17 protein-coding genes are annotated in these 19,537 nt (G+C 71.4%); 12 read left to right on the forward strand and 5 right to left on the reverse strand.

The annotated features are described in order from the left end of the window. The first annotated feature begins 3 nt into the window (after positions 1–3). From ACFC2L_RS10190 to ACFC2L_RS10225, 8 genes are all read left to right on the forward strand, one after another. Complete coding sequence (locus ACFC2L_RS10190) at positions 4–2,064, forward strand: DUF6541 family protein (protein WP_375824201.1); 2,061 nt, start codon at positions 4–6, stop codon at positions 2,062–2,064. A 98-nt stretch (positions 2,065–2,162) separates the two neighbouring features. Further along, entirely contained in the window at positions 2,163–3,350 is a 1,188-nt protein-coding gene (gene glf, locus ACFC2L_RS10195; protein WP_375824202.1) for a UDP-galactopyranose mutase, read from the forward strand. Continuing rightward, entirely contained in the window at positions 3,347–4,210 is an 864-nt protein-coding gene (locus ACFC2L_RS10200; RefSeq protein ID WP_375824203.1) for an ABC transporter permease, read from the forward strand. The genes glf and ACFC2L_RS10200 overlap by 4 nt, the downstream gene beginning before the upstream one ends. An 11-nt stretch (positions 4,211–4,221) precedes the next feature. Continuing rightward, on the forward strand, positions 4,222–4,968 hold the full coding sequence (locus tag ACFC2L_RS10205) for an ABC transporter ATP-binding protein (RefSeq protein WP_253053187.1): 747 nt from the start codon (positions 4,222–4,224) through the stop codon (positions 4,966–4,968). Continuing rightward, positions 4,965–6,635, forward strand: a complete 1,671-nt coding sequence (locus ACFC2L_RS10210) for a glycosyltransferase (RefSeq protein ID WP_375824204.1) — start codon at positions 4,965–4,967, stop codon at positions 6,633–6,635. The genes ACFC2L_RS10205 and ACFC2L_RS10210 overlap by 4 nt, the downstream gene beginning before the upstream one ends. Then, positions 6,635–7,531 carry a glycosyltransferase family 2 protein gene (locus ACFC2L_RS10215; RefSeq protein ID WP_253053191.1) on the forward strand — a complete coding sequence of 299 codons (897 nt, stop codon included), beginning with the start codon at positions 6,635–6,637 and terminating at the stop codon, positions 7,529–7,531. The genes ACFC2L_RS10210 and ACFC2L_RS10215 overlap by 1 nt, the downstream gene beginning before the upstream one ends. After that, positions 7,528–8,778 carry an acyltransferase family protein gene (locus ACFC2L_RS10220; protein WP_375824205.1) on the forward strand — a complete coding sequence of 417 codons (1,251 nt, stop codon included), beginning with the start codon at positions 7,528–7,530 and terminating at the stop codon, positions 8,776–8,778. Before ACFC2L_RS10215 ends, ACFC2L_RS10220 begins: the two co-directional genes overlap by 4 nt. Further along, positions 8,775–10,997: a hypothetical protein gene (locus ACFC2L_RS10225; protein ID WP_375824206.1), complete on the forward strand. Its 2,223-nt coding sequence runs from the start codon at positions 8,775–8,777 to the stop codon at positions 10,995–10,997. Before ACFC2L_RS10220 ends, ACFC2L_RS10225 begins: the two co-directional genes overlap by 4 nt. A 10-nt stretch (positions 10,998–11,007) precedes the next feature. Here the strand turns inward: ACFC2L_RS10225 and ACFC2L_RS10230 are convergent, their stop codons facing one another. Further along, entirely contained in the window at positions 11,008–11,847 is an 840-nt protein-coding gene (locus ACFC2L_RS10230; RefSeq protein WP_375824207.1) for a glycosyltransferase family 2 protein, read from the reverse strand. Continuing rightward, a complete protein-coding gene (locus ACFC2L_RS10235) occupies positions 11,844–12,404 on the reverse strand; it encodes a GtrA family protein (RefSeq protein WP_375824208.1) in 561 nt (186 codons plus the stop codon). Before ACFC2L_RS10235 ends, ACFC2L_RS10230 begins: the two co-directional genes overlap by 4 nt. An 89-nt stretch (positions 12,405–12,493) precedes the next feature. Here ACFC2L_RS10235 and ACFC2L_RS10240 point away from each other — a divergent pair, with 89 nt between their 5' ends. The 3 genes from ACFC2L_RS10240 (at position 12,494) to rfbB (ending at position 15,515) form a co-directional block, all read left to right on the forward strand. Next, complete coding sequence (locus ACFC2L_RS10240) at positions 12,494–13,498, forward strand: glycosyltransferase (RefSeq protein WP_253053201.1); 1,005 nt, start codon at positions 12,494–12,496, stop codon at positions 13,496–13,498. Continuing rightward, positions 13,495–14,454 (forward strand): NAD-dependent epimerase/dehydratase family protein, encoded by a 960-nt coding sequence (locus tag ACFC2L_RS10245; RefSeq protein ID WP_375824209.1) that lies wholly within the window; start codon positions 13,495–13,497, stop codon positions 14,452–14,454. The genes ACFC2L_RS10240 and ACFC2L_RS10245 overlap by 4 nt, the downstream gene beginning before the upstream one ends. A 65-nt stretch (positions 14,455–14,519) precedes the next feature. Next, on the forward strand, positions 14,520–15,515 hold the full coding sequence (gene rfbB / locus ACFC2L_RS10250; protein WP_253053205.1) for a dTDP-glucose 4,6-dehydratase: 996 nt from the start codon (positions 14,520–14,522) through the stop codon (positions 15,513–15,515). Positions 15,516–15,549: 34 nt separating this feature from the next. Here rfbB and ACFC2L_RS10255 read toward each other — a convergent pair whose 3' ends face one another. Beyond that, positions 15,550–16,176 carry a dTDP-4-dehydrorhamnose 3,5-epimerase family protein gene (locus tag ACFC2L_RS10255; RefSeq protein ID WP_375824210.1) on the reverse strand — a complete coding sequence of 209 codons (627 nt, stop codon included), beginning with the start codon at positions 16,174–16,176 and terminating at the stop codon, positions 15,550–15,552. Positions 16,177–16,178: 2 nt separating this feature from the next. After that, positions 16,179–17,690, reverse strand: coding sequence for a DUF2142 domain-containing protein (locus ACFC2L_RS10260; protein ID WP_375824211.1), 1,512 nt, complete (start codon positions 17,688–17,690; stop codon positions 16,179–16,181). A 73-nt stretch (positions 17,691–17,763) separates the two neighbouring features. On the opposite strand from ACFC2L_RS10260, the gene rfbD reads away from it, so the two are divergent. Then, positions 17,764–18,612, forward strand: a complete 849-nt coding sequence (rfbD, locus tag ACFC2L_RS10265; RefSeq protein WP_375824212.1) for a dTDP-4-dehydrorhamnose reductase — start codon at positions 17,764–17,766, stop codon at positions 18,610–18,612. Positions 18,613–18,637: 25 nt separating this feature from the next. Here rfbD and rfbA read toward each other — a convergent pair whose 3' ends face one another. Next, positions 18,638–19,501 carry a glucose-1-phosphate thymidylyltransferase RfbA gene (rfbA, locus tag ACFC2L_RS10270; RefSeq protein ID WP_375824213.1) on the reverse strand — a complete coding sequence of 288 codons (864 nt, stop codon included), beginning with the start codon at positions 19,499–19,501 and terminating at the stop codon, positions 18,638–18,640. Between the last annotated feature and the right edge of the window lie 36 nt (positions 19,502–19,537).

Consider the following 19,537-nt stretch of genomic DNA (forward strand, 5'->3'; position numbering starts at 1 on the left):
ACGATGGCCGAGTGGCTCGCGACGTGGCCCGTCGCCGTCGCCTCCGTGCTCGTCCTGTTCCTGCCGGGCATCCTGCCCGCGTACGCGCTGGGGCTGCGCGGCCTCGTCGCGCTGGGCTCGGCACCTCTGCTCGGCGGCGGCGCGATCGGGGTCGTCGCGATCGTCGCAGGCGCCGCCGGGGTGCCGTGGGGGACCTGGCCGGTCGTCGCCGGGAGCGTCGTGATCGCCGCCGTCGCGCTCCTGCTCCGGCGGGCGTGCGGCCCGTGGGCACCCCGCCCCCGCGGCCCCCACCCGTCGCGACGCCTGCTCGCGGCGGTGGTGCTCGTGACGAGCGTGACGGCGGTCGTGCTCCAGGTGCGGCGCACGCTCGTCGCGGTCGGGGGACCGGATCGCGTGGCCCAGACCTTCGACACCCCGTTCCACCTGAACTCGGTCGCCCTCGTCCTCGATCGAGGCGACGCGTCCTCGCTCCACATGAACCTGACCGTCCCGGACACCCCGACGGCGTTCTATCCCGGTCTGTGGCACGGGATCGTCTCCCTGGTGGTCCAGCTCACCGGTACGGACATCGCCGTCGCGGCGAACTGGGTCTCGGTCCTCGTCGGCTCGGTCGTCTGGGTCGCGGGACTGCTCGCCCTCGCCCGGACGTTCCTGGGGACGTCGCCCGTGCTGCTCGGCCTGGTCGCGCCGCTGTCCTTCGCGTTCACGCAGTACCCGAACCGGCTGTTCTCGTTCGGCCTGCTGTACCCGAACTTCCTCTCCTACGCGGTGCTTCCCGCAGCCCTCGCGCTGTGCGTCCTGGCGCTGGTCCGCAGGACGGGCCCCCGCCGCCTGCCGCCCGCGGCAGGTGCCCTGCTCGGCATGGTCACTCTCGTGCTCGCCCAGCCGAACGGGCTGTTCGCGCTGTGGTACGTCGTCGTCCCGGTGGTCGTGACGGCCCTCGTCCAGACGACGGGGCGGTTGCGGCGCCGTGGCCACGGCCCGGTGGTCGCGGCGCTCCCGGCGGTGCTGACGGTGGCGGGTGCGGGGATCGGATACTGGGCGCTGGGACGGGTGTCGATGATCGACCAGTTCCGCGAGAAGAGCTCCTGGGAGGTGACGGCGTCGTGGCGGCACGCGGCGCGCGAGGTCCTCGACCTGACGGCGATGCACCCGTCGACCACGCCGAACTTCCCCGAGCCGGAGAACCTCGCGACGGGGGTCCCCAACCTGGTCGTGGCGGGTCTCGTCGTCCTCGGTGCCGTGGTGTGCCTGACCGTCGCGCGCTGGCGGTGGCTGCCCTTCTCCTACGGGATCGTCGCGGTCCTCTACGTCGTCGTCCGCGGCGTCGACAGCCCGCTGCGCCCCCTGCTCACGGGCTACTGGTACGCGGACCCGCAGCGCATCTCGGCGCTCCTGCCGCTGCTCGGCGTGCCGCTCGCGGTCGTCGGTGCGGGCTGGGCGGTGACCGCGCTGCTCCGCCTCGCGCGGGTGCCGACCGGCCCGTTCTCGCTGCACCCGGACGGACGGCGTGCGGCGCTCGTCGTCGCTGCCGTCACCGTGGTCCTCGCGGTCGCCGTGTCGGTCCTGCTCCCGCGCACCGCCACGATGCGCGAGTCCTTCGCCTACGTGTCCCACGTGTACCGGGTCGACCCGTCCGCAGAGGGGTCTGCCGGGCTGCTCGACGCGGACGAGATCGAGATCCTGGAGACGGTGGCCGAGGTCGTCCCGGAGGGCGTGGCCGTCGTGGGCAACCCGTGGGACGGGAGCTCGCTGACGTGGGCGCTCGCCGGGCGCGAGTCGGTCTTCCCGCACACGGGGATCCGGCTCGACGAGGACCGGCTCCTCGTCGCGGGCCACCTGCGCGACGCCCTCACCGACCCGAGCGTCTGCGAGGCCGTCGAGGACCTCGACGTCGGGTACGTCATGCGCGGCGGTCGGCTGCTGTGGGGGACTCCTCCGGCAGGGTTCGAGGGTCTCGACGGCCTCGTCGAGGCCGGTGTCGGCGAACTCGTCGCCCAGGAGGGCGACGCCCGCCTCTACCGCATCACCGCGTGCGGGCTCGAGGGCGACGGCGGCTCGTGAAGGTCCTGTGGCGGCTCTGCGGGGCCGACCACGCCGTCCGTCCGGCACCTGCCGAACGGCTACGCTAGTGCGGCTGTCTTCCAAGACTAGGAGTATGTGTGGACGCGGATCTTGTCGTCGTGGGCTCGGGGTTCTTCGGCCTGACGGTCGCTGAGCGGATCGCCGAGGAGTACGGCCGGAAGGTCCTCGTGATCGACCGACGGCCGCACATCGGGGGCAACGCCTTCAGCGAGGCGGAGCAGACGACGGGGATCGAGGTGCACCGCTACGGCGCCCACCTGTTCCACACGTCCAACGAGCGCGTCTGGGAGTACGTGAACCGCTTCACGGCGTTCACGAGCTACGTGCACCGCGTGTACACCACGCACCGCGGCGAGGTGTTCCCGATGCCGATCAACCTCGGCACGATCAACCAGTTCTTCCGCTCCGCGCACGGCCCCGACGCGGCGCGCGCGCTCGTCAAGGAGCTCTCCGCGGAGCTGGGCGGCAAGAGGCCGGCGAACCTCGACGAGCAGGGCGTCTCCCTCATCGGACGGCCCCTCTACGAGGCGTTCATCCGCGAGTACACCGCGAAGCAGTGGCAGACGGACCCGCGCGACCTGCCCGCGTCGATCATCTCGCGGCTGCCCGTGCGCTACACGTACGACAACCGGTACTTCAACGACGCGCACGAGGGCCTGCCGGTCGACGGCTACACGGCCTGGCTCGAGCGGATGGCCGACCACCCGAACATCGAGGTCCGCCTGGGCGTCGACTTCTTCGACACGACGCAGCCGGTCAACAAGGAGAACGTCGTCGGCAACGTCCCCGTGGTCTACACGGGGCCCGTGGACCGCTACTTCGACTACGCCGAGGGCGACCTGTCGTGGCGCACGCTCGACTTCGAGGAGGAGGTGCTCCCGGTCGGCGACTTCCAGGGCACCTCCGTCATGAACTACGCGGACGCGGACGTCCCGTACACCCGGATCCACGAGTTCCGGCACTTCCACCCCGAGCGCGACTACCCGACGGACAAGACCGTCATCATGCGCGAGTTCTCGCGGTTCGCGCAGCGCGAGGACGAGCCGTACTACCCGGTGAACACGGCTGCAGACCGGGAGCGCCTCCTGCGCTACCGCGACCTCGCGGCCGCGGAGCGCGACGTCCTGTTCGGGGGACGTCTCGGCACCTACAAGTACCTCGACATGCACATGGCCATCGGCGCTGCCCTGTCGATGGTGGACAACAAGCTCGCGCCGCACTTCGGCGGCGGGGCCGAGATCCAGAGCGGAGGAGTCGAAGAGTGACCGTCGCCCCCCAGGAGGCGTTCGTCGAGCCCGGCAAGGGAGCCGGGCTGCTCGACGTCCTCCGCCGCCGATTCCTCGCGCGCCTGCTGGTGCGCAAGGAGCTCCGGGTGCGGTACCGAGGATCCTTCCTCGGCCTGCTCTGGTCGTACGTGAAGCCGGCCGTCCAGTTCGTCGTCTTCTACTTCGCCGTGGGCGTCTTCCTGCGGATGAACGAGAACGTCGAGGACTTCGCCGTCTACCTGTTCTCCGGCGTCGTCGCCGTCAACTTCTTCAGCGAGGCGTTCGGCAACGCCACCCGCTCGATCGTGGGCAACGCCGCCCTGGTCAAGAAGATCTACCTGCCGCGTGAGCTCTTCCCCGTCGCGTCGGTCTGGGTCGCCGTCGTGCACTTCCTGCCGCAGCTCGTGGTGCTGATCCTCGGTGCGCTGATCGCGGGGTGGCAGCCGTCGCTGTTCGAGCTCGGTGCGGGTCTGCTCGGGATCGTCATCATCGCCGTCCTCTCGCTCGGCCTCGGCCTGCTCTTCGGGGCGCTGAACGTGCTGTTCCGCGACGCCGAGAACATCGTGGACCTGATGCTCATGGTCGCCACCTGGCTCTCGCCCGTGCTGTACCAGTGGCAGAACGTCAGGGACGCCATCGGGGACGGCGTCCTGTGGTGGATCTACCAGGCGAACCCCATGACCGCCGCGGTCGAGCTGTTCCACCTGTGCTTCTGGTTCCCCGGGACCGACCGGACGGGTGCCATGCCTCCGGGCCTCCTGTGGTCGACGATCTCCGCGGTCGTCCTCTCGTTCCTCGTCCTCCTCGCCGGACAGGTCGTCTTCCGGCGACTCGACGGCCGATTCGCCCAGGAGCTCTGACGTTGTCCACCATGGTCGAGACACAGCAGGCACGGATCGTCGTGGCCGGGATCGGCAAGCGGTTCGTCCTGCAGCACACCCACACGCTGAAGGACCGTGTCGTGCGCGCCATCGTCCGTCGCGGCGAGAAGCAGTCGTCCGACTTCGTGGCGCTGCACGACGTGAGCTTCGAGGTCGACGACGGCGAGGCGGTCGCGCTCCTCGGCCTCAACGGCTCCGGGAAGAGCACGCTGCTCAAGCTCATCTCGGGCGTGATGCGGGCAGACTCCGGCCGGGTCGGGGTCCGGGGCAAGATCGCAGGCCTGATCGAGGTCGGAGCGGGGTTCCACCCCGACCTGACGGGGCGGGAGAACGTCTACCTCAACGGCGCGATCCTCGGCATGACCGAGGCGGAGATCGACTCGAAGTTCGACGCGATCGTTGCCTTCAGCGAGATCGAGTCGTTCATCGACACCGAGGTCAAGTTCTACTCCTCCGGCATGTTCCTGCGGCTCGCGTTCGCCGTCGCCGTGCACACTGATCCCGACGTGTTCCTCGTCGACGAGATTCTGGCGGTCGGCGACGAGCCCTTCCAGAAGAAGTGCTTGGCGAGGATCCGCGAGCTCAAGGCGAGCGGCAAGGCGCTCGTGATCGTGAGCCACGACCTCAACATGATCGAGCAGCTGTGCGACCGGGCGATCCTGCTCGAGCACGGGCACGTCGTCAGCGACGGGCCGGTCGGAGACGCGATCGCCCACCTGCGAGGAGGAAACGGATGAGTGGACCCGACGTGAGCGAGACGCAGGGCGTGGAGGTGGAGATCGCTGCCGCGCTGACGCGTCGACTAGGGGGACGCGTCGCACGGGTCAGCCTGACCGAGACGGGACGGGGGATCGCGCAGAGGCTGGGGGCCGCGTGGTTCGACGCTGCGGTCCGCAGCCTCGCCCTGGCTCACCCCGGGGCTCCGCTCGAGCTCCTCGTCGTCTCGAGCGAGCACGAGCCCTTCCCCGCCCCGATAGACGTGGACCCAGCCGTCGCCGGCGGCCGCTTCGCCGAGGGCGACGCGGTCGGACGGGTCTCGGTCGAGGGTGAGCCCGGACGCCAGGAGGCGGTCGGCCGTACTCTCGTGGTCCCGACGACGACGCTCCTCGACGAGGCGGGCGAGTTCCACTTCCTCCAGCCCGACTCGCTCAAGCGTCGGGTCGTCGGTGGCGTGTACAAGAAGATCTACGAGAAGGCGCCGCTCCTTCTCGACGAGTGGCGTCAGGGGCGCAACACCCGTGTCGAGCACCGGCGTTCGGTCCTCCGCCCCCAGGTCGAGCACCTCACCACCGCCGGCGGCTCCCCGCTGACGACGGGGGAGGAGCCGGTGGCGTGGATCGCGATGCACTGGTTCGAGTCCGGCGGGGCCGAGTCGTGGGCCGTGCAGTCCGCCGAGCTCGCCGCGGCCGCCGGCTACCGGGTCGTGGTGACCGCGGACGTGGCCGCTCCGCAGCGCCAGCTCGACAGGATGCTCGAGATCACCGACGACGTCTTCGTCGCGGCGAACTCCCTCGCCGAGGAGGACTGGGGCGCGTTCCTCACCGCCCTCGTCCGCACGTACCGGCCGACGCTGCTGCACGTGCACCACTCGCGCCGTGCGTACGCGTTCCTGCCTGAGCTCCGTCACGTCGCGCCGTCCGTGGAGGTGCTGGACAGCACCCACATCGTCGAGCACCGTACGGGCGGGTTCGTCCGTCAGAGCATCGAGCTCTCGGACCTGATCGACGAGCACCACGTGATCTCGCCGGAGCTCCGTGACCTCTATCTGCTCGACTCGGAGGTCGACCGCCGCAAGCTCGTCTACCGGCCCCTGACCTCCGGTGTCCCGCCCGTCCCCGCGGCACGACGGCGGTCAGAGGGCCCGCTGCGGATCGGGTACCTCGGGCGCCTGGCGCCGCAGAAGCGGCCGTTCCTCTTCGTCGCGCTCGCGGCACGGCTGCACGCGAAGGCACCCGCCGACTTCGCGTTCGTCATGCAGGGCAGCGGCGTGCTCGGCGCCATGACGAGCGACCGCATCCGCAAGGAGGGCCTCGAGGGCGTGATCGAGCGGCGCCCCTGGGGGCCCGTCGGCGACTTCATGGACGACGTGGACGTGCTCGTGATCTCGAGCGACAACGAGGGACTGACGCTCACGTCCCTCGAGGCGGAGGAGCACGGCGTCCTCGTGCTGTCCGCGGACGTCGGGAGCCAGCGGACCGTCGTCGCCCCGATGCTCCTCGTCCCCCGCGCGCCCCGTGGCTTTCTCAGCGGTGCGACGCAGGCTCTCGTACGCCTGGCCGGAGACCCGGACGCCTACGAGCGCGCACGACGTGAGCAGACCCAGCTCATCCAGGCACTGCACGAGGTCGAGCCGGCCAGCGCGTTCCTCGCGCGACGGCTCGAGGAACTGAAGGAGAAGAACTGATGCGCGTCGCCGCTGTCGTCGTGACCTACAACCGTCGAGCGCTGCTCGAGCAGACGCTCGACGCGCTCGAGGCGCAGGACCGGCTGCCCGATCGCCTGGTGATCATCGACAACGCCTCGGACGACGGCACGGCCGAGTTCCTCTCGTCGCGCGAGTTCTCCGTCCCGGCCACCGTGCGCCGGCTCCCGGAGAACACCGGGGGCGCCGGGGGCTTCGCCACCGGGACCGAGCTCGCGTACGAGCTCGGGTACGACGCGATGTGGCTCATGGACGACGACACCGTCCCGCAGGTCGAGGCGCTCGGCGAGCTCGTCTCCGGGCTCGACCGCGCCACGGAGACGCTCGGGTACCTGCCGAGCTTCGCCTGCAGCATGGTCCTGTGGAAGGACGGCTCCCTCTGCGAGATGAACACCCCGGAGCCGACGTGGGACTTCGCGCGCCCGCTGGCCATGGGTGCCGACTTCACCCTGATGAAGTCGTGCTCGTTCGTCTCGGTCCTCATCACGCGAGAGGCCGTGCACGCGGTCGGCCTGCCGAGCGCGAACTTCTTCATCTGGTACGACGACGCGGAGTACACCCAGCGCCTGGCGAAGTACCGCCCGGGGATCTTCCTCCCGTCGTCGAAGGTCAACCACCTCCTGCCGCAGAACCGCGGGGTCAACTTCGGCGACGTCAACGACGGCAACATCTGGAAGTTCGAGTACGGGGTCCGCAACCAGATCGCGTCCGCGCGCGCCTTCCGCAGCCCGACGCTCGCGGCGTCGCTCGTCGAGAACATGACGAAGCAGCTCACCCGGTCGAGCGTGCCGTGGCGGCTGCGCCTGCGGCTGGTCAAGGCGGCCGCGAAGGGTGTGGTGTTCCGTCCCGAGATCGAGAAGCCGAGAACGACGCGATGACGAACGGCGCGGCGGCGTCCGCCTCTCCGGGGGCGGACGTCCCGACGACGGAGATCGGGCACGTCCGTGCCCTCACCGGAGTGCGGATCGTCGCGGCGGTCTGGGTCGTCGTCTTCCACATCCGGGGAAACCTCTACAGCGAGTTCCCCGGGACGGAGTCCTGGGCGGGGCCGCTGCTGTCGCACGGCGAGCTCGGCGTCGACCTCTTCTTCACGCTCAGCGGGTTCGTGCTGGCGCTCAACTACTCGGCCCGGATGGGTCGCTCGATGCAGCGGGTGTCGACGGCGCGGTTCTACTGGGCGCGGATCGCCCGCGTGTGGCCGGTGTTCTTCGTGACGCTCCTCGCGGCGGGTCTCTGGCACGGGCTGATCATGCGTGTCAGCACCGACCCGGTCCCGCCCCGGGACTTCACGGTGCCGAGCTTCCTGCGCCAGAGCTTCCTCGTCGCGCTGTGGACGGAGGGCGACACCGACCGCCTGATGTGGAACGGCCCGGCCTGGTCCGTCTCCGCCGAGGCCTTCGCCTACGCGCTCTTCCCGATCATGGCGCTCCTGTTCCTCCGGCTCGGCCGCTCGCTCCGGGCGACCAGCCTCTTCGTGCTCGCGTTCGTCGCACTCGTCCCGTTGCTGGTCTTCGTCGTCGCGTACGGCACGATGTACTACCCCTGGGCCTGGATGCTCCGCATCCTGTGCTGCTTCGTCGCGGGCGCCCTGGTCTACGAGGGCGTGCGACAGCTTCGGCTCACCACCCGCTCGCGCGCCGTCGCGAGCCACGCCGCGCTCGGGGTGATCCTGCTGATCCTGGCCTGGCTGTACGGGGTCGACGCCGTCGGCCACCCCGAGCTCGCACCGCTCGTGACGCCGCTGTTCGTCCTCCTCGTGGGGCTCCTGGCGATCGGGGACCGGCACGTCGTCAGGCTCCTCGGCACCCGGTGGTTCGTGATCGGCGGGGCCGCCTCGTACAGCGTCTACATGGTGCACATGCTCCTCATCGAGCCGGTGTGGTGGTCGCAGGGCCGCTTTGCGTGGATGGCGCCCGGGACGCCCGGGTCGAAGATCGCGTTCGTGCTCCTGCCGTTCGCCGCGCTCGCCGTGGGCTACGCGCTCTGGCGCTGGTTCGAGGAGCCTGCGCGGCTGGCGATCAAGCGCATGTCGTCGTCCGGGAGGACGCCGCCGCCCGGCCCGGTCGAGCGACCACGCCCGTCCGTCGGCGTACCCACGACGGCGCCCGAGGAGCGGGTCGGATGAGCGCCGGGACCGAGACACCGCGGACGACGTCCGCCGCTGGTACCGGCGCGGTGGCCGCCTCACCGCGGGCAGGGCGTGCCGTCGAGGTCGCGTGGGCGGCCTCGGGGGCGCTCGTCGTGATGCTGCTCGCCCTGGTCCCGCTCGTGCGAGCGCCTCGTTACTACTTCAACGACGACACGCAGATCGGCGCGTACGGGATCTGGTTCCGCATCGGCGAGCTCTTGCGCGAGGGCGGGTTCTCGTTCCTCGAGACGGACACCTGGGCGGCCGGGAACTACTTCGTCGAGGGGCAGTGGGGGCTGCTGAACCCCGTCGTGCTCCTGATCGGTCTTCTGGCGTCCTACGCTCCGGACGCGGTCGTGTTCTCGACCGCGGTGAAGGCGGCCGTGATGGGCGTCGCAGCCGTCGGCGCGTACGGCCTGGTCCGCGACTTCGGGGGGCACCGCCACTGGGCGCTCCTCGCGGGCATCGGCTTCCCGCTGGCGGGGTTCACCTTCTACATGGACGCGACCACCTGGGTGACGGGACTGTTCACCTCGGCGGGCATCCCGTGGTTCTGGTGGATGGCGCGCCGCGCGGCCCGCGGTCGCAACCCGGTCGGGATGCTCGTCGCCGGGTATCTCGTCGTGACGGTCGGCTACGTCCACGGCACGATCGCGCTGGTCTTCGTCATCTGTGCCGTGCTGGTCGACGCGATGATCGCGGGCCAGCGGCGGGGCGCTCTCGTCGTCCTCGGCGCGAGCGTCCTGCTCGGGCTCGTCGCCGTGGCGGTCTACCTCCCCGGCGTCCTCTCCGCCGACGTCACGGTGCGCCAGGGAAGCTCGATCCTCAACGACGGCTTCCTCGTCGCCGACCTCAACGGACTTCTCGCCTCCGCGATCTCGACGGCGAGACCCGAGGTCTCGGCCTGGTGGGGCGCGTTCGCCGTCGTCCCGATGCTCTACATCTCCTGGGCGCTCCCGCTCGTCGCGTTCGTCGACGTCCGCAAGATCGCACGCGACGCTCGGGAGCTCGTGGGGATCGGGCTGTTCCTCCTCGTCATGGTCCTGTGGGTCGTCGGGCCGAGCTATGCCGGCCCGCTCCGCATCCCGGTGCGGATGATGCCGTACGTCTCGCTCGCGGCGCTCGTCCTGCTCGCGGTCGTGCTCAGCCGCGCGCTCGTCGCGCGCGTGACCCTCGCGCGGGGCGCGGTCTTCGTCGCGCTCGTCCTGATCGGCGCCTACCTGGCGTTCGTCCAGGTACCCGGGTGGGGCAGGCCGCTCGCCGTCGCGGTGGCCGTCCTGCTCGTGGTCGGCGCGACGTACTTCGTCCTCCTCCGGACCACCGCCGGGCGGCGTGCGCTGCCGCTCGCGCTCGTGGCCGTCCTGGCGACCTCGGCGAACGTCGTGGTGCAGCACCGCTACCAGCCGGACCCACCGCTCGCCGACTTCGGCATGCCGTCGGCCGTGGCCGAGTACCAGCGACAGCTCGACGGGGTCGAGGAGAACGTGTTCGTCGTGGGTGCCCCGACGCAGGCCCCCGGCCCGGAGGTCTGGGAGGAGACGCTGCTCGCGAACACGTGGTACCTCAATCCGGCTCCGGTGCAGAACGTCTACACGCCCGTGGGGTTCGCGGCGTACTCGGAGACCCTGTGCGTGAGCAACCGGGGGGAGTCGTGCGCCGGCTCGCTCGACGCGCTGTTCGCGGAGGTGGAGGGGACGTCGTCCCCGCTCGTCGACCTCATGGGGATCGGCAACGTCCAGCTCGTCCTGTCGGCGTTCCCGGACGGTGTTCCCACGCCGCCTGCGGGCTGGCACGTCGCGACGACCGGGCACTCGACCGAGCTGTGGACCCGGGACGTCGCGGTGCCCGGACCCGGCCACGTGACCTACGCCTCCGACGGGGTCGAGGTGGTGGAGGAGTCGGTGAGCGACGACGTGACGACGCTCCGCGTGACGGACGTGCCCGAGTCCGGCGGGACGATCGTCCTCAGCCGGATGGCCTGGCCCGGGTACCGCGTCGCCGGCGGTGAGCTGGCGGCACCGACGGGAGACTTCCTCCTCACGGTCGAGCTCGACGGCGACAGCGTCGGCGAGACGGTCGAGGTGTCGTTCCGGCCGCCGGGGTGGACGCTGGAGCTCGGTGGCCTGGTCGTGGCGCTGCTGGGCGCGGTGGGGCTCTGCGCGTTCCAGGGGTTCCGGAGCCGACGGAGCACGACCCCCGCCGGCACCGAGGTGTGAGCGCGGCGGGTCAGTCTCGAGGGCGCATCCGGCGCCCGAGGACGACGTACGCCGCCCGGCGCTGCAGAGCGACGACCTTCGCCAGACGGTCACCGCGGCGCACGTCCTGCTCGGTGATCGTGGCGGGCGCCAGCTCACGCGCCAGGCGGTGGAACTCCGCCGCCTCCTCCGCCTGCTGCTGCATCAGGCGGACGGACCACTGGCTCGCGCTGACGCGGAACGACGCGAGGGACTCGCGCAGTGCGACGACCCGTCCCTGGACCATGACGTGGGCGTACGAGCCGGCGTCGATGTAGTACCGCAGGTCCTGCCACCACCCCGCGCGTCGCAGGGCGTCGGTGCGCATGAGCACGCAGGCGGGCTCGCCGAAGAGGTTCGTGCCTGAGCGCACGGTGGCCCGCAGCGCCTCGGCGCCGTCCACGACGCCGTCGAGGTCGCCCAGGCCCCGTGCACGGACGAAGACGTCTCCGCGCGCGTCGACGAGGTCTCGCTGCGACGCCACGAGCACGGCCTCCGGACCTGCCGCGTCGATCGCCGCGACCTGGCGGGCGAGCATGGTGGGGTGCACGAGGTCGTCCCCGCAGACGAGCTTGATGAGCTCACCCCGGGCGAGCTCGCTCACCCGGTTCCAGTTCCTCCGGGCTCCGCCGCCCGCGTCCGTCTGCACGAGCCGCACCCGGGGGTCGTCCGCGAACGCCTGGAGCTGCTCCCACGTGTCGTCGGTGGACGAGTGGTCCGCCACGACGAGCTCGAAGTCGTCGAAGGTCTGGTCCAGCACGGAGCGCATCGTCGCGGCGATGTAGTCGCCGTTGTTGTACGCGGGCACGACGACCGAGACGCGAGGGCTCACGTGGGGGCGTCCTTTCTGCTGTGGCTGTCGGCGGCACCGGTGTCGGCGACGTCGGGGGGCGCGGCCGCCGGTTTCTTGCGTCGGAACGAGAAGCCCTTGTGGCCGAAGTAGCTGATGAGCGCGGTGACGCAGGTGATGAGGAGCTGGGCGGGGATCGGCGCGAGCCCGAAGAGCTCGACGACGAACGGCAGGGCGACGAGGTTGACCCCGAGCGCGCTGAGGTTCACCACCTCGAAGCGGGCGAGGTCGAGCCAGACGTGCCCCGTCACCCGAAAGACGAACTTGCGGTAGAGCACGAACGCGCAGAGCACGGCCGCGACGTGCGCGCAGACGAGGCTCGCCATGTAGCCGAACCGGCCGAGCTGGTCGCGCAGGAGCATCTCGAAGACGACGAACCACGCGGTGCCGATGACGGTGTTGAGGCCGCCCACGATGAGGAACGCGACCCGCTGGTCCTTGACGAGGGTGAAGAGGGGGCCGAGCGACCCGTGCATCCCTGCGGGAGGGGCCGGGGTCGGCGATCCGGGGGCGTCCGTCGTCGGGGGCTCCGGGTCCATGACCATCGGGCGGGGTACCTCTTCTCGGAGCTCGCGGGCGCACCCGAGGGCGGACGGGCTGCGACAACCCAACGACTATAGTCTCCAGCGTGACGAACGAAGACCTCGACGGCGTCCTTCACAAGATCTCCGTCGTCGTTCCCGTGTACCAGGGTGAGCGCACGCTCCCGGCACTCCTCGAGGAGATCGAGAGGCTCTGTGTCCCGTTCGCGACACCGGCGGGGGCGCAGGCCCAGGTCACCGAGGTCCTGCTCGTCTTCGACCACGGTCCTGACGGTTCCGCGGCGGTCATCCGCGACCTCGCGGCGAAGTACGACGTCGTCCGACCCGTCTGGCTGAGCCGCAACTTCGGGCAGCATGCCGCGACCCTCGCCGGGATGGCCTCCTCGGGCGGCGACTGGATCGTCACGCTGGACGAGGACGGCCAGCACGACCCTGCGGACATGGGCGTGCTGCTGGACGCGGCGCTCGCGCAGCGGGCGACCGTCGTCTACGCGGCGCCGACCAACGCGCCTCCGCACTCCGCGTTCCGCAACGTGACGTCCAAGGCGGCGAAGCGCGTGATCGAGGCGCTCGCGGGAGGTACCGACACGTCGCTCTACCAGAGCTATCGGCTCGTCCTCGGGGAGATCGGTCGGTCCGTGGCCGCGTACGCGGGCCCCAGCGTCTATCTCGACGTGGCGCTCGGCTGGGTCGCGGGAACCGTCACCACGGCACCCGTCGCGCTCCGCGACGAGGGGGAGCGCCGTTCCGGGTACTCGCTGCGTCGGCTCCTGTCGCACTTCTGGCGGATGGTGCTCTCGAGCGGCACCCGGGGCCTGCGGATCGTGAGCGTGCTCGGTGCGGTCTTCGGCGTCGCGGGCGTGGTGGTCGCGGTCGCGCTCGCGATCGCCCGCATCGCAGGCGAGTCCGTCCCTGCCGGCTGGACGTCGCTCATCGTCGTGATGCTGCTGGCGACCGGTCTCATCCTGTTCGCGATCGGTGTGGTCGCCGAGTACATCGGGGTGGCCGTCAACATGGCGATGGGCAGGCCGCTCTATCTCATCGTGAGCGACCCTGCGCAGGGCCCGCTCGGACGCGCACGCGATCGATGAACCGTGCGGGGGGCGCGACGACCCTGGTCGTGGGCGCGGGGGGCCTGCTCGGCCGGGCCGTGACGCGCGAGCTCGACCGCCGCGGGACGTCGTCCGTCCGGGCGCGGGTCCGGTGGGGCGTGCGCGAGGACGCCGTCGACGACCTCGGGCGCTCGATCGACGAGCTGCTCCGGACGGCGGGCGGCGGGCCGTGGGCCGTGGTCTGGGCCGCGGGTGCGGGGGTCACGGCCTCGACTGCCGACGCGCTCGGCGCCGAGCTCGACGTCATCCGCGACGTGGTGTCCCGGCTGCGGGCGTTGCCTTCCGACGTCGCGGCACGGGGCGCGCTCCTCTTCGCCTCGTCGGCGGGCGGCCTCTACTCCGGGAGCGACGATCCACCCTTCACCGAGGAGACCGCGCCGCGGCCGCTGGCGGCGTACGGGCGCGCCAAGCTCGACGCGGAGGAGGCGTTCCGAGCGCTCGGCGGGGCGGGCACGCGCGTGGTGCTCGCCCGCATCGCGAACATCTACGGACCGGGGCAGAACCTCGCGAAGCCCCAGGGGCTCATCTCCCAGCTCTGCCTGGCCCACCACACCGCCCGGCCGATCGGGATCTACGTCCCCCTGGACACGCTCCGCGACTACCTCTTCGTCGACGACTGCGCGGCGATGGTCCTCGACACGCTCGACCGCGCCGCCGCACTCCCTGCGGGGAGCGACCCCGTGGTGAAGATCCTCGCGTCGCAGCAGTCGGTCTCGATCGCGACCCTGCTCGGCGAGATGCGCCGCATCTACAAGCGACGCCCCCAGGCGGTGCTGGCGGCGTCGCCGTTCACCTCTCGTCAGGCGCTCGACCTGCGGTTCCGGTCCCGCGTGTGGCCCGAGCTGGACCACCGCGCGTTCGTGCCGCTCCCGGTGGGCATCGCCGCGACGGGAGCCGACATCGGCCTCGCGCTGCGGTCACGGACGCGAGGCTGAGACCGGGGGACCGGTCGTCTAGAGTGGTCGGTCGGCCGCACGACGACTTGGCAGGAGCAGCGCACATGAAGATGCTGGTGACCGGCGGAGCCGGTTTCATCGGGTCCAACTTCGTCCACCAGAGCGTCCGGGAGCGCCCGGACGTCCAGATCACCGTCCTGGACGCGCTCACCTACGCGGGCGACCGCTCGTCGCTCGATCCTGTGGCGGACCGGGTCCGCCTGGTGCAGGGCGACATCGCGGACACCGACGTGGTGGACCCGCTCGTCGCCGAGCACGACCTGGTCGTGCACTTCGCCGCCGAGTCCCACAACGACAACTCGCTCAACGACCCGTCGCCCTTCGTGCGGACCAACGTGGTCGGGACCTTCACGCTGCTCGAGGCCGTCCGTCGGCACGGGGTGCGCTTCCACCACATCTCGACGGACGAGGTGTACGGCGACCTCGAGCTCGACGACCCGGCGAAGTTCACGCCGACGACCCCGTACAACCCCTCGAGCCCGTACTCCTCCACGAAGGCGGCGAGCGACCTCCTCGTGCGGGCGTGGGTCCGGTCCTTCGGGGTCGAGGCGACGCTCTCCAACTGCTCCAACAACTACGGGCCGTACCAGCACGTGGAGAAGTTCATCCCGCGCCAGGTGACCAACCTCATCGACGGGGTGCGCCCGCGGCTGTACGGTGCCGGGCTGAACGTGCGCGACTGGATCCACGTCGAGGACCACAACAGCGCCGTGTGGCGGATCATCGACGCGGGCCGGATCGGGGAGACCTACCTGATCGGTGCCGACGGGGAGACGAGCAACCTCGACGTGGTGCGGACGCTGCTCGAGATCTTCGGGCGGCCCTCCGACGACTTCGACCACGTGGCCGACCGCCCCGGGCACGACCTGCGGTACGCGATCGACGCCTCGCGGCTCCGCGAGGAGCTCGGCTGGGAGCCGCGCTACACCGACTTCCGGGACGGCCTCGTCGCGACGGTCGACTGGTACCGGGAGAACGAGTCGTGGTGGCGCCCGGCGAAGGCCGGCGTCGAAGCGACGTACGCCGCGTCCGGGCAGTAGGACAGGAGCTCGCGGTCGGCGGGTGCCCGGGTGCTCAGGCGCCCGTGCCCCGTCGGTCGGCGAGGAAGGACTGCACGGCGTCCCAGGTGGGCAGCAGGCCCTGCGCGTGCGCCTCGTCGAACGTCGGGGCCTGGGAGTCCTTGTCCGAGAGCCGCGGGCTGAGCGCACGGCCACGGCGGTCCGTCGTCGGCCACTCGATCGCGAGGCCCGGGTCCAACGGATGGATCCCGTGCTCTCTGCCCGGCGCGTACGGTGCCGAGCAGAGGTAGGCGACGGTCGAGCCGTCCTCGAGCGAGCAGAACGCGTGCCCGAGGCCCTCGCTCAGGTAGACGGCGCGGCGGTCGACGTCGTCGAGCAGCACCGAGTCCCAGCGGCCGAAGGTCGGCGAGCCGACGCGGATGTCCACCACGACGTCGAGCACCGCGCCGCTCACGCAGGTCACGTACTTGGCCTGGCTCGGCGGGACGTCGGCGAAGTGCACGCCCCGGACGACCCCGGCGGCGGAGACCGACAGGTTCGCCTGCCGGAGGTCGAGGTCGTGCCCGACCGTCGCAGCGAACTCGCTGCCCTGGAACCACTCGAGGAACACGCCTCGGTCGTCGCCGAACTGGCGTGGCGTGAGCTCCCACGCACCGGGGATGTCGAGCTCTCGGATCTTCACGGTCATCTCTCCGTCGGTCGGGGTTCGGGCTCGTCGTCCGTCGCTCGTCCGCCGCTGGGAACGGCCCTGCCCAGCCGCTCGGCAAGGAGGAAGACGCCGAGCGCGGCGAGCGATCCGGTGACGAGCACGGTCAGCGGGGTCGGGGCGAGGACGTCCCACCACCAGCGGGGGTCGCCGTCGAGGTTCGCCACCGGCGTCTCGATGCCGACGGTGAACCTTCGGATCGTGGTGAACAGTGCGACGGCCGCAGCGAGCGTCAGCGCCACCGCTCCGGTGACGCCTTGTGCCCGGGTCCACTCGACCTTGCCGCGCGCGGTCGCCACGGTGAGGACGCCTACGAGCAGGACGAGCACGGGCAGGAGGTAGCGAGGCTGGACGAACGAGCCGGGGAGTACTCCCGACTGCTGGTGCAGGAGCGTCGGCATGCCCCACAGCGCGCCGAGGGCGACGACCGCCGCGACCAGGGTCCGGGGCGTGGCCTTTCCGAGGCCGAGGAACACGGCGGCAGAGAGGACGGCCCAGACGAGGACGGGGACGAGGGCCGGGAGGGGGACGTCGAACCAGCCGAGGCCCCACCCGCCGACGGCTCCTATCCACAGGTCCGGGACCTCGAGCACGGTGCGGAAGGTGTCCCACACGCCGAGCGGCGGCCCTCCGGGTCCGTCGCTGAAGCCGCCGCTCACCTGGCCACCCTGCGTCGAGCTCAGGTAGAAGAGCGCGCCGACCGCCGCGATGACGGCGCCCGCCACGGCCGGGACGACGAGACGGCGGTCGCGGCGGAGGGAGAGGATCGCGACGATCACGACGGCGAGGCACGCGTAGATCCCGGCATCACCTCGCGCTCCGGCGCCGAGGAACCCGGCGAGCACGGCGAGCAGGGCGAGCCCGATCTGGCGGCGGCCCTCGACGAGCGTGCTCGCGTAGAGCGCGAGCCACGTCACGCCCGCCGCGAGGTACGCCCACGAGCTGGGGTTGGTCGACGGGACGACGAACGCCCCGAGCGGGACCGCCGTGACCGCGAACGGCAGGACGGCGCTGCGCCGCAGCCGCCGCGGGACCAGAGCGGCCACCCCGGTGACGAGCCCGACGAAGAGGAGCGCGTTGAACCCCCGCATGAGCAGGACGGACGTCTCGACGTGGTCCGAGGCGAAGACCGACATCGTCGCGTAGAAGACCGGGGGGTACAGGTGCGTCGTGTTGACCCGGTCCGTCTCGACGAGGTCTGTCGAGCCGGACCAGCAGGACGCGTCGCGAGCGGCGTCCCGGGCATAGCAGGGCTCGCCCGCGACCGCTGCCGGGACGAGTCGCGTGAGCTCTTCGGACCCTTGCTCGCACAGGCCGTCCCGCTCGCCGAGCCCGCACCAGATCGACGGGAGGTGGAAGTCGTCGTCCGGGCTCGAGCCGACCGGCGAGGCGAAGCCCCATGCGAGGAGGGCGACCAGGGCGAGGAGGGGGAGCGCGACCCAGGTGGCCGTCCGGCGGGCGCGGGAAGGTCCGCCGATCTCAGGGGTCATGGTTGGTCATCCTACGAGACGGGGGCCTCCACTACGCTCGTCTGGTCATCGCCCACAGGATCGGAGGTCGCTCGTGCACTGGTTGGTCACGGGAGGGACGGGCATGCTCGGCTCGGACCTCGCCGGCAGGCTCACCGAGCGGGGGGAGCGGGTGTGGGCTCCCTCGTCCCGGGAGCTCGACGTGCTCGACGCCCGGGTCGTGGCCGACGCGGTCGCCGAGGTCGACGTCGTGGTCAACTGCGCCGCGTGGACGGACGTGGACGGTGCGGAGCAGCACGAGGCGGACGCGTTCGCCGTGAACGCCCTCGGCGCCGACGTCCTCGCGCGAGCGTGCGCCCGCCGAGGGCGCCGGCTCGTCCACGTCTCGACCGACTACGTGTTCGCGGGGACGGCCGACACGCCCTACCGCGTCGACGACGCGCCCTCGCCCGTGTCGGCGTACGGGCGGTCGAAGCTCGCGGGCGAGTGGGCGGTGCGCGCGGCGTCCCCGGAGAACCTGGTGGTGCGCACGGCGTGGCTCTACGGTGCGCGCGGTGCCTGCTTCCCCCGGACCATCGCCCGGCTCCTGCGCGAGCGCGGCGGGGTCGACGTCGTCGCCGACCAGGTCGGCCAACCCACCTGGACGCGGGACGTGGCCGAGACCGTCGACCGCCTCGTGGTGACCGGCGCCCCCGGTGGCGTCTACCACGCGACGGCGAGCGGCGAGTGCTCCTGGTTCGAGTTCGCGCGCGCGGTCGCGGTCGCCGCCGGCCACGACCCCGAGGGCGTGCGGCCGACGACCAGCGAGGCGTTCGTGCGGCCGGCACCGCGTCCTGCCTACTCGGTGCTGGACCACGCGCCCCTGGCGGCGGCCGGGGTCCCCGTGATCGACCACTGGCAGGAGCGGTGGCGGACGGCGGCCGCCGAGGTCCTCGCGGGCTGACGGTCGGCGCACCCGCCGGGCGTCGTCAGGGTGCGAGCAGGCCCAGCAGGTAGCTCCCGTAGCCGGACTTCACGAGCTTCTCGGCGCGGGAGCGGAGCTCGTCGTCCGTGAGGAAGCCCCGTCGCCACGCGACCTCCTCGGGCGAACCGACCTTCAGGCCTTGCCGGTTCTCGATCGTGCGGACGAAGTCCGACGCCTCGAGGAGGGAGTCGAAGGTCCCGGTGTCGAGCCACGCAGTGCCGCGGGGCAGTACCTCGACGTGGAGCCGCCCCTGGCGGAGGTACTCCGTGTTGACGTCGGTGATCTCGTACTCGCCCCGGGCCGACGGCTCGAGGTCCCGGGCGATCGCCACGACGTCGTTGTCGTAGAAGTACAGCCCGGGCACCGCATAGCTCGAGCGCGGGTGCTGCGGCTTCTCCTCGAGCGAGAGGGCCTTGCCGTCCTCGTCGAACTCGACGACGCCGTACGCGGTCGGGTCGGAGACCCGGTAGGCGAACACCGCGCCGCCGTCGAGGCCCTCGAACCGCGAGAGGCGCGTGCCGAGGCCCGGGCCGTAGAAGATGTTGTCGCCCAGGACGAGCGCCGCGGAGTCCGACCCGATGAAGTCCGCGCCGAGGACGAACGCCTGCGCGAGCCCGTTGGGCTCCGCCTGGACGGTGTACGAGATGGAGATGCCGAACTGCGAGCCGTCGCCCAGCAGCCGACGGAACTGCTCGGCGTCGTGCGGGGTCGTGATGACCAGGACGTCGCGGATGCCCGCGAGGATCAGGGTCGACAGGGGGTAGTAGATCATCGGCTTGTCGTAGACCGGCACGAGCTGCTTGCTCACACCGAGCGTGATCGGGTGCAGTCGCGTGCCGGAGCCGCCGGCCAGGATGATTCCACGCATGGGCGCCATCCTCCCATGCGCGCGATCACGACGGGC

It is taken from the genome of Cellulosimicrobium sp. NPDC055967 (genome assembly GCF_042269845.1).
GTDB lineage: Bacteria > Actinomycetota > Actinomycetes > Actinomycetales > Cellulomonadaceae > Cellulosimicrobium.

Coding starts and splice junctions, on each gene's coding strand:
- ACFC2L_RS10220 (WP_375824205.1), top strand. CDS start 7,528: ATGACGAACGGCGCGGCGGCGTCCGCCTCTCCGGGGGCGGACGTCCCG.
- rfbB (WP_253053205.1), top strand. CDS start 14,520: ATGAAGATGCTGGTGACCGGCGGAGCCGGTTTCATCGGGTCCAACTTC.
- ACFC2L_RS10215 (WP_253053191.1), top strand. CDS start 6,635: ATGCGCGTCGCCGCTGTCGTCGTGACCTACAACCGTCGAGCGCTGCTC.
- ACFC2L_RS10190 (WP_375824201.1), top strand. CDS start 4: ATGGCCGAGTGGCTCGCGACGTGGCCCGTCGCCGTCGCCTCCGTGCTC.
- ACFC2L_RS10225 (WP_375824206.1), top strand. CDS start 8,775: ATGAGCGCCGGGACCGAGACACCGCGGACGACGTCCGCCGCTGGTACC.
- rfbA (WP_375824213.1), bottom strand. CDS start 19,501: ATGCGTGGAATCATCCTGGCCGGCGGCTCCGGCACGCGACTGCACCCG.
- ACFC2L_RS10210 (WP_375824204.1), top strand. CDS start 4,965: ATGAGTGGACCCGACGTGAGCGAGACGCAGGGCGTGGAGGTGGAGATC.
- ACFC2L_RS10260 (WP_375824211.1), bottom strand. CDS start 17,690: ATGACCCCTGAGATCGGCGGACCTTCCCGCGCCCGCCGGACGGCCACC.
- ACFC2L_RS10205 (WP_253053187.1), top strand. CDS start 4,222: ATGGTCGAGACACAGCAGGCACGGATCGTCGTGGCCGGGATCGGCAAG.
- ACFC2L_RS10235 (WP_375824208.1), bottom strand. CDS start 12,404: ATGGACCCGGAGCCCCCGACGACGGACGCCCCCGGATCGCCGACCCCG.
- ACFC2L_RS10245 (WP_375824209.1), top strand. CDS start 13,495: ATGAACCGTGCGGGGGGCGCGACGACCCTGGTCGTGGGCGCGGGGGGC.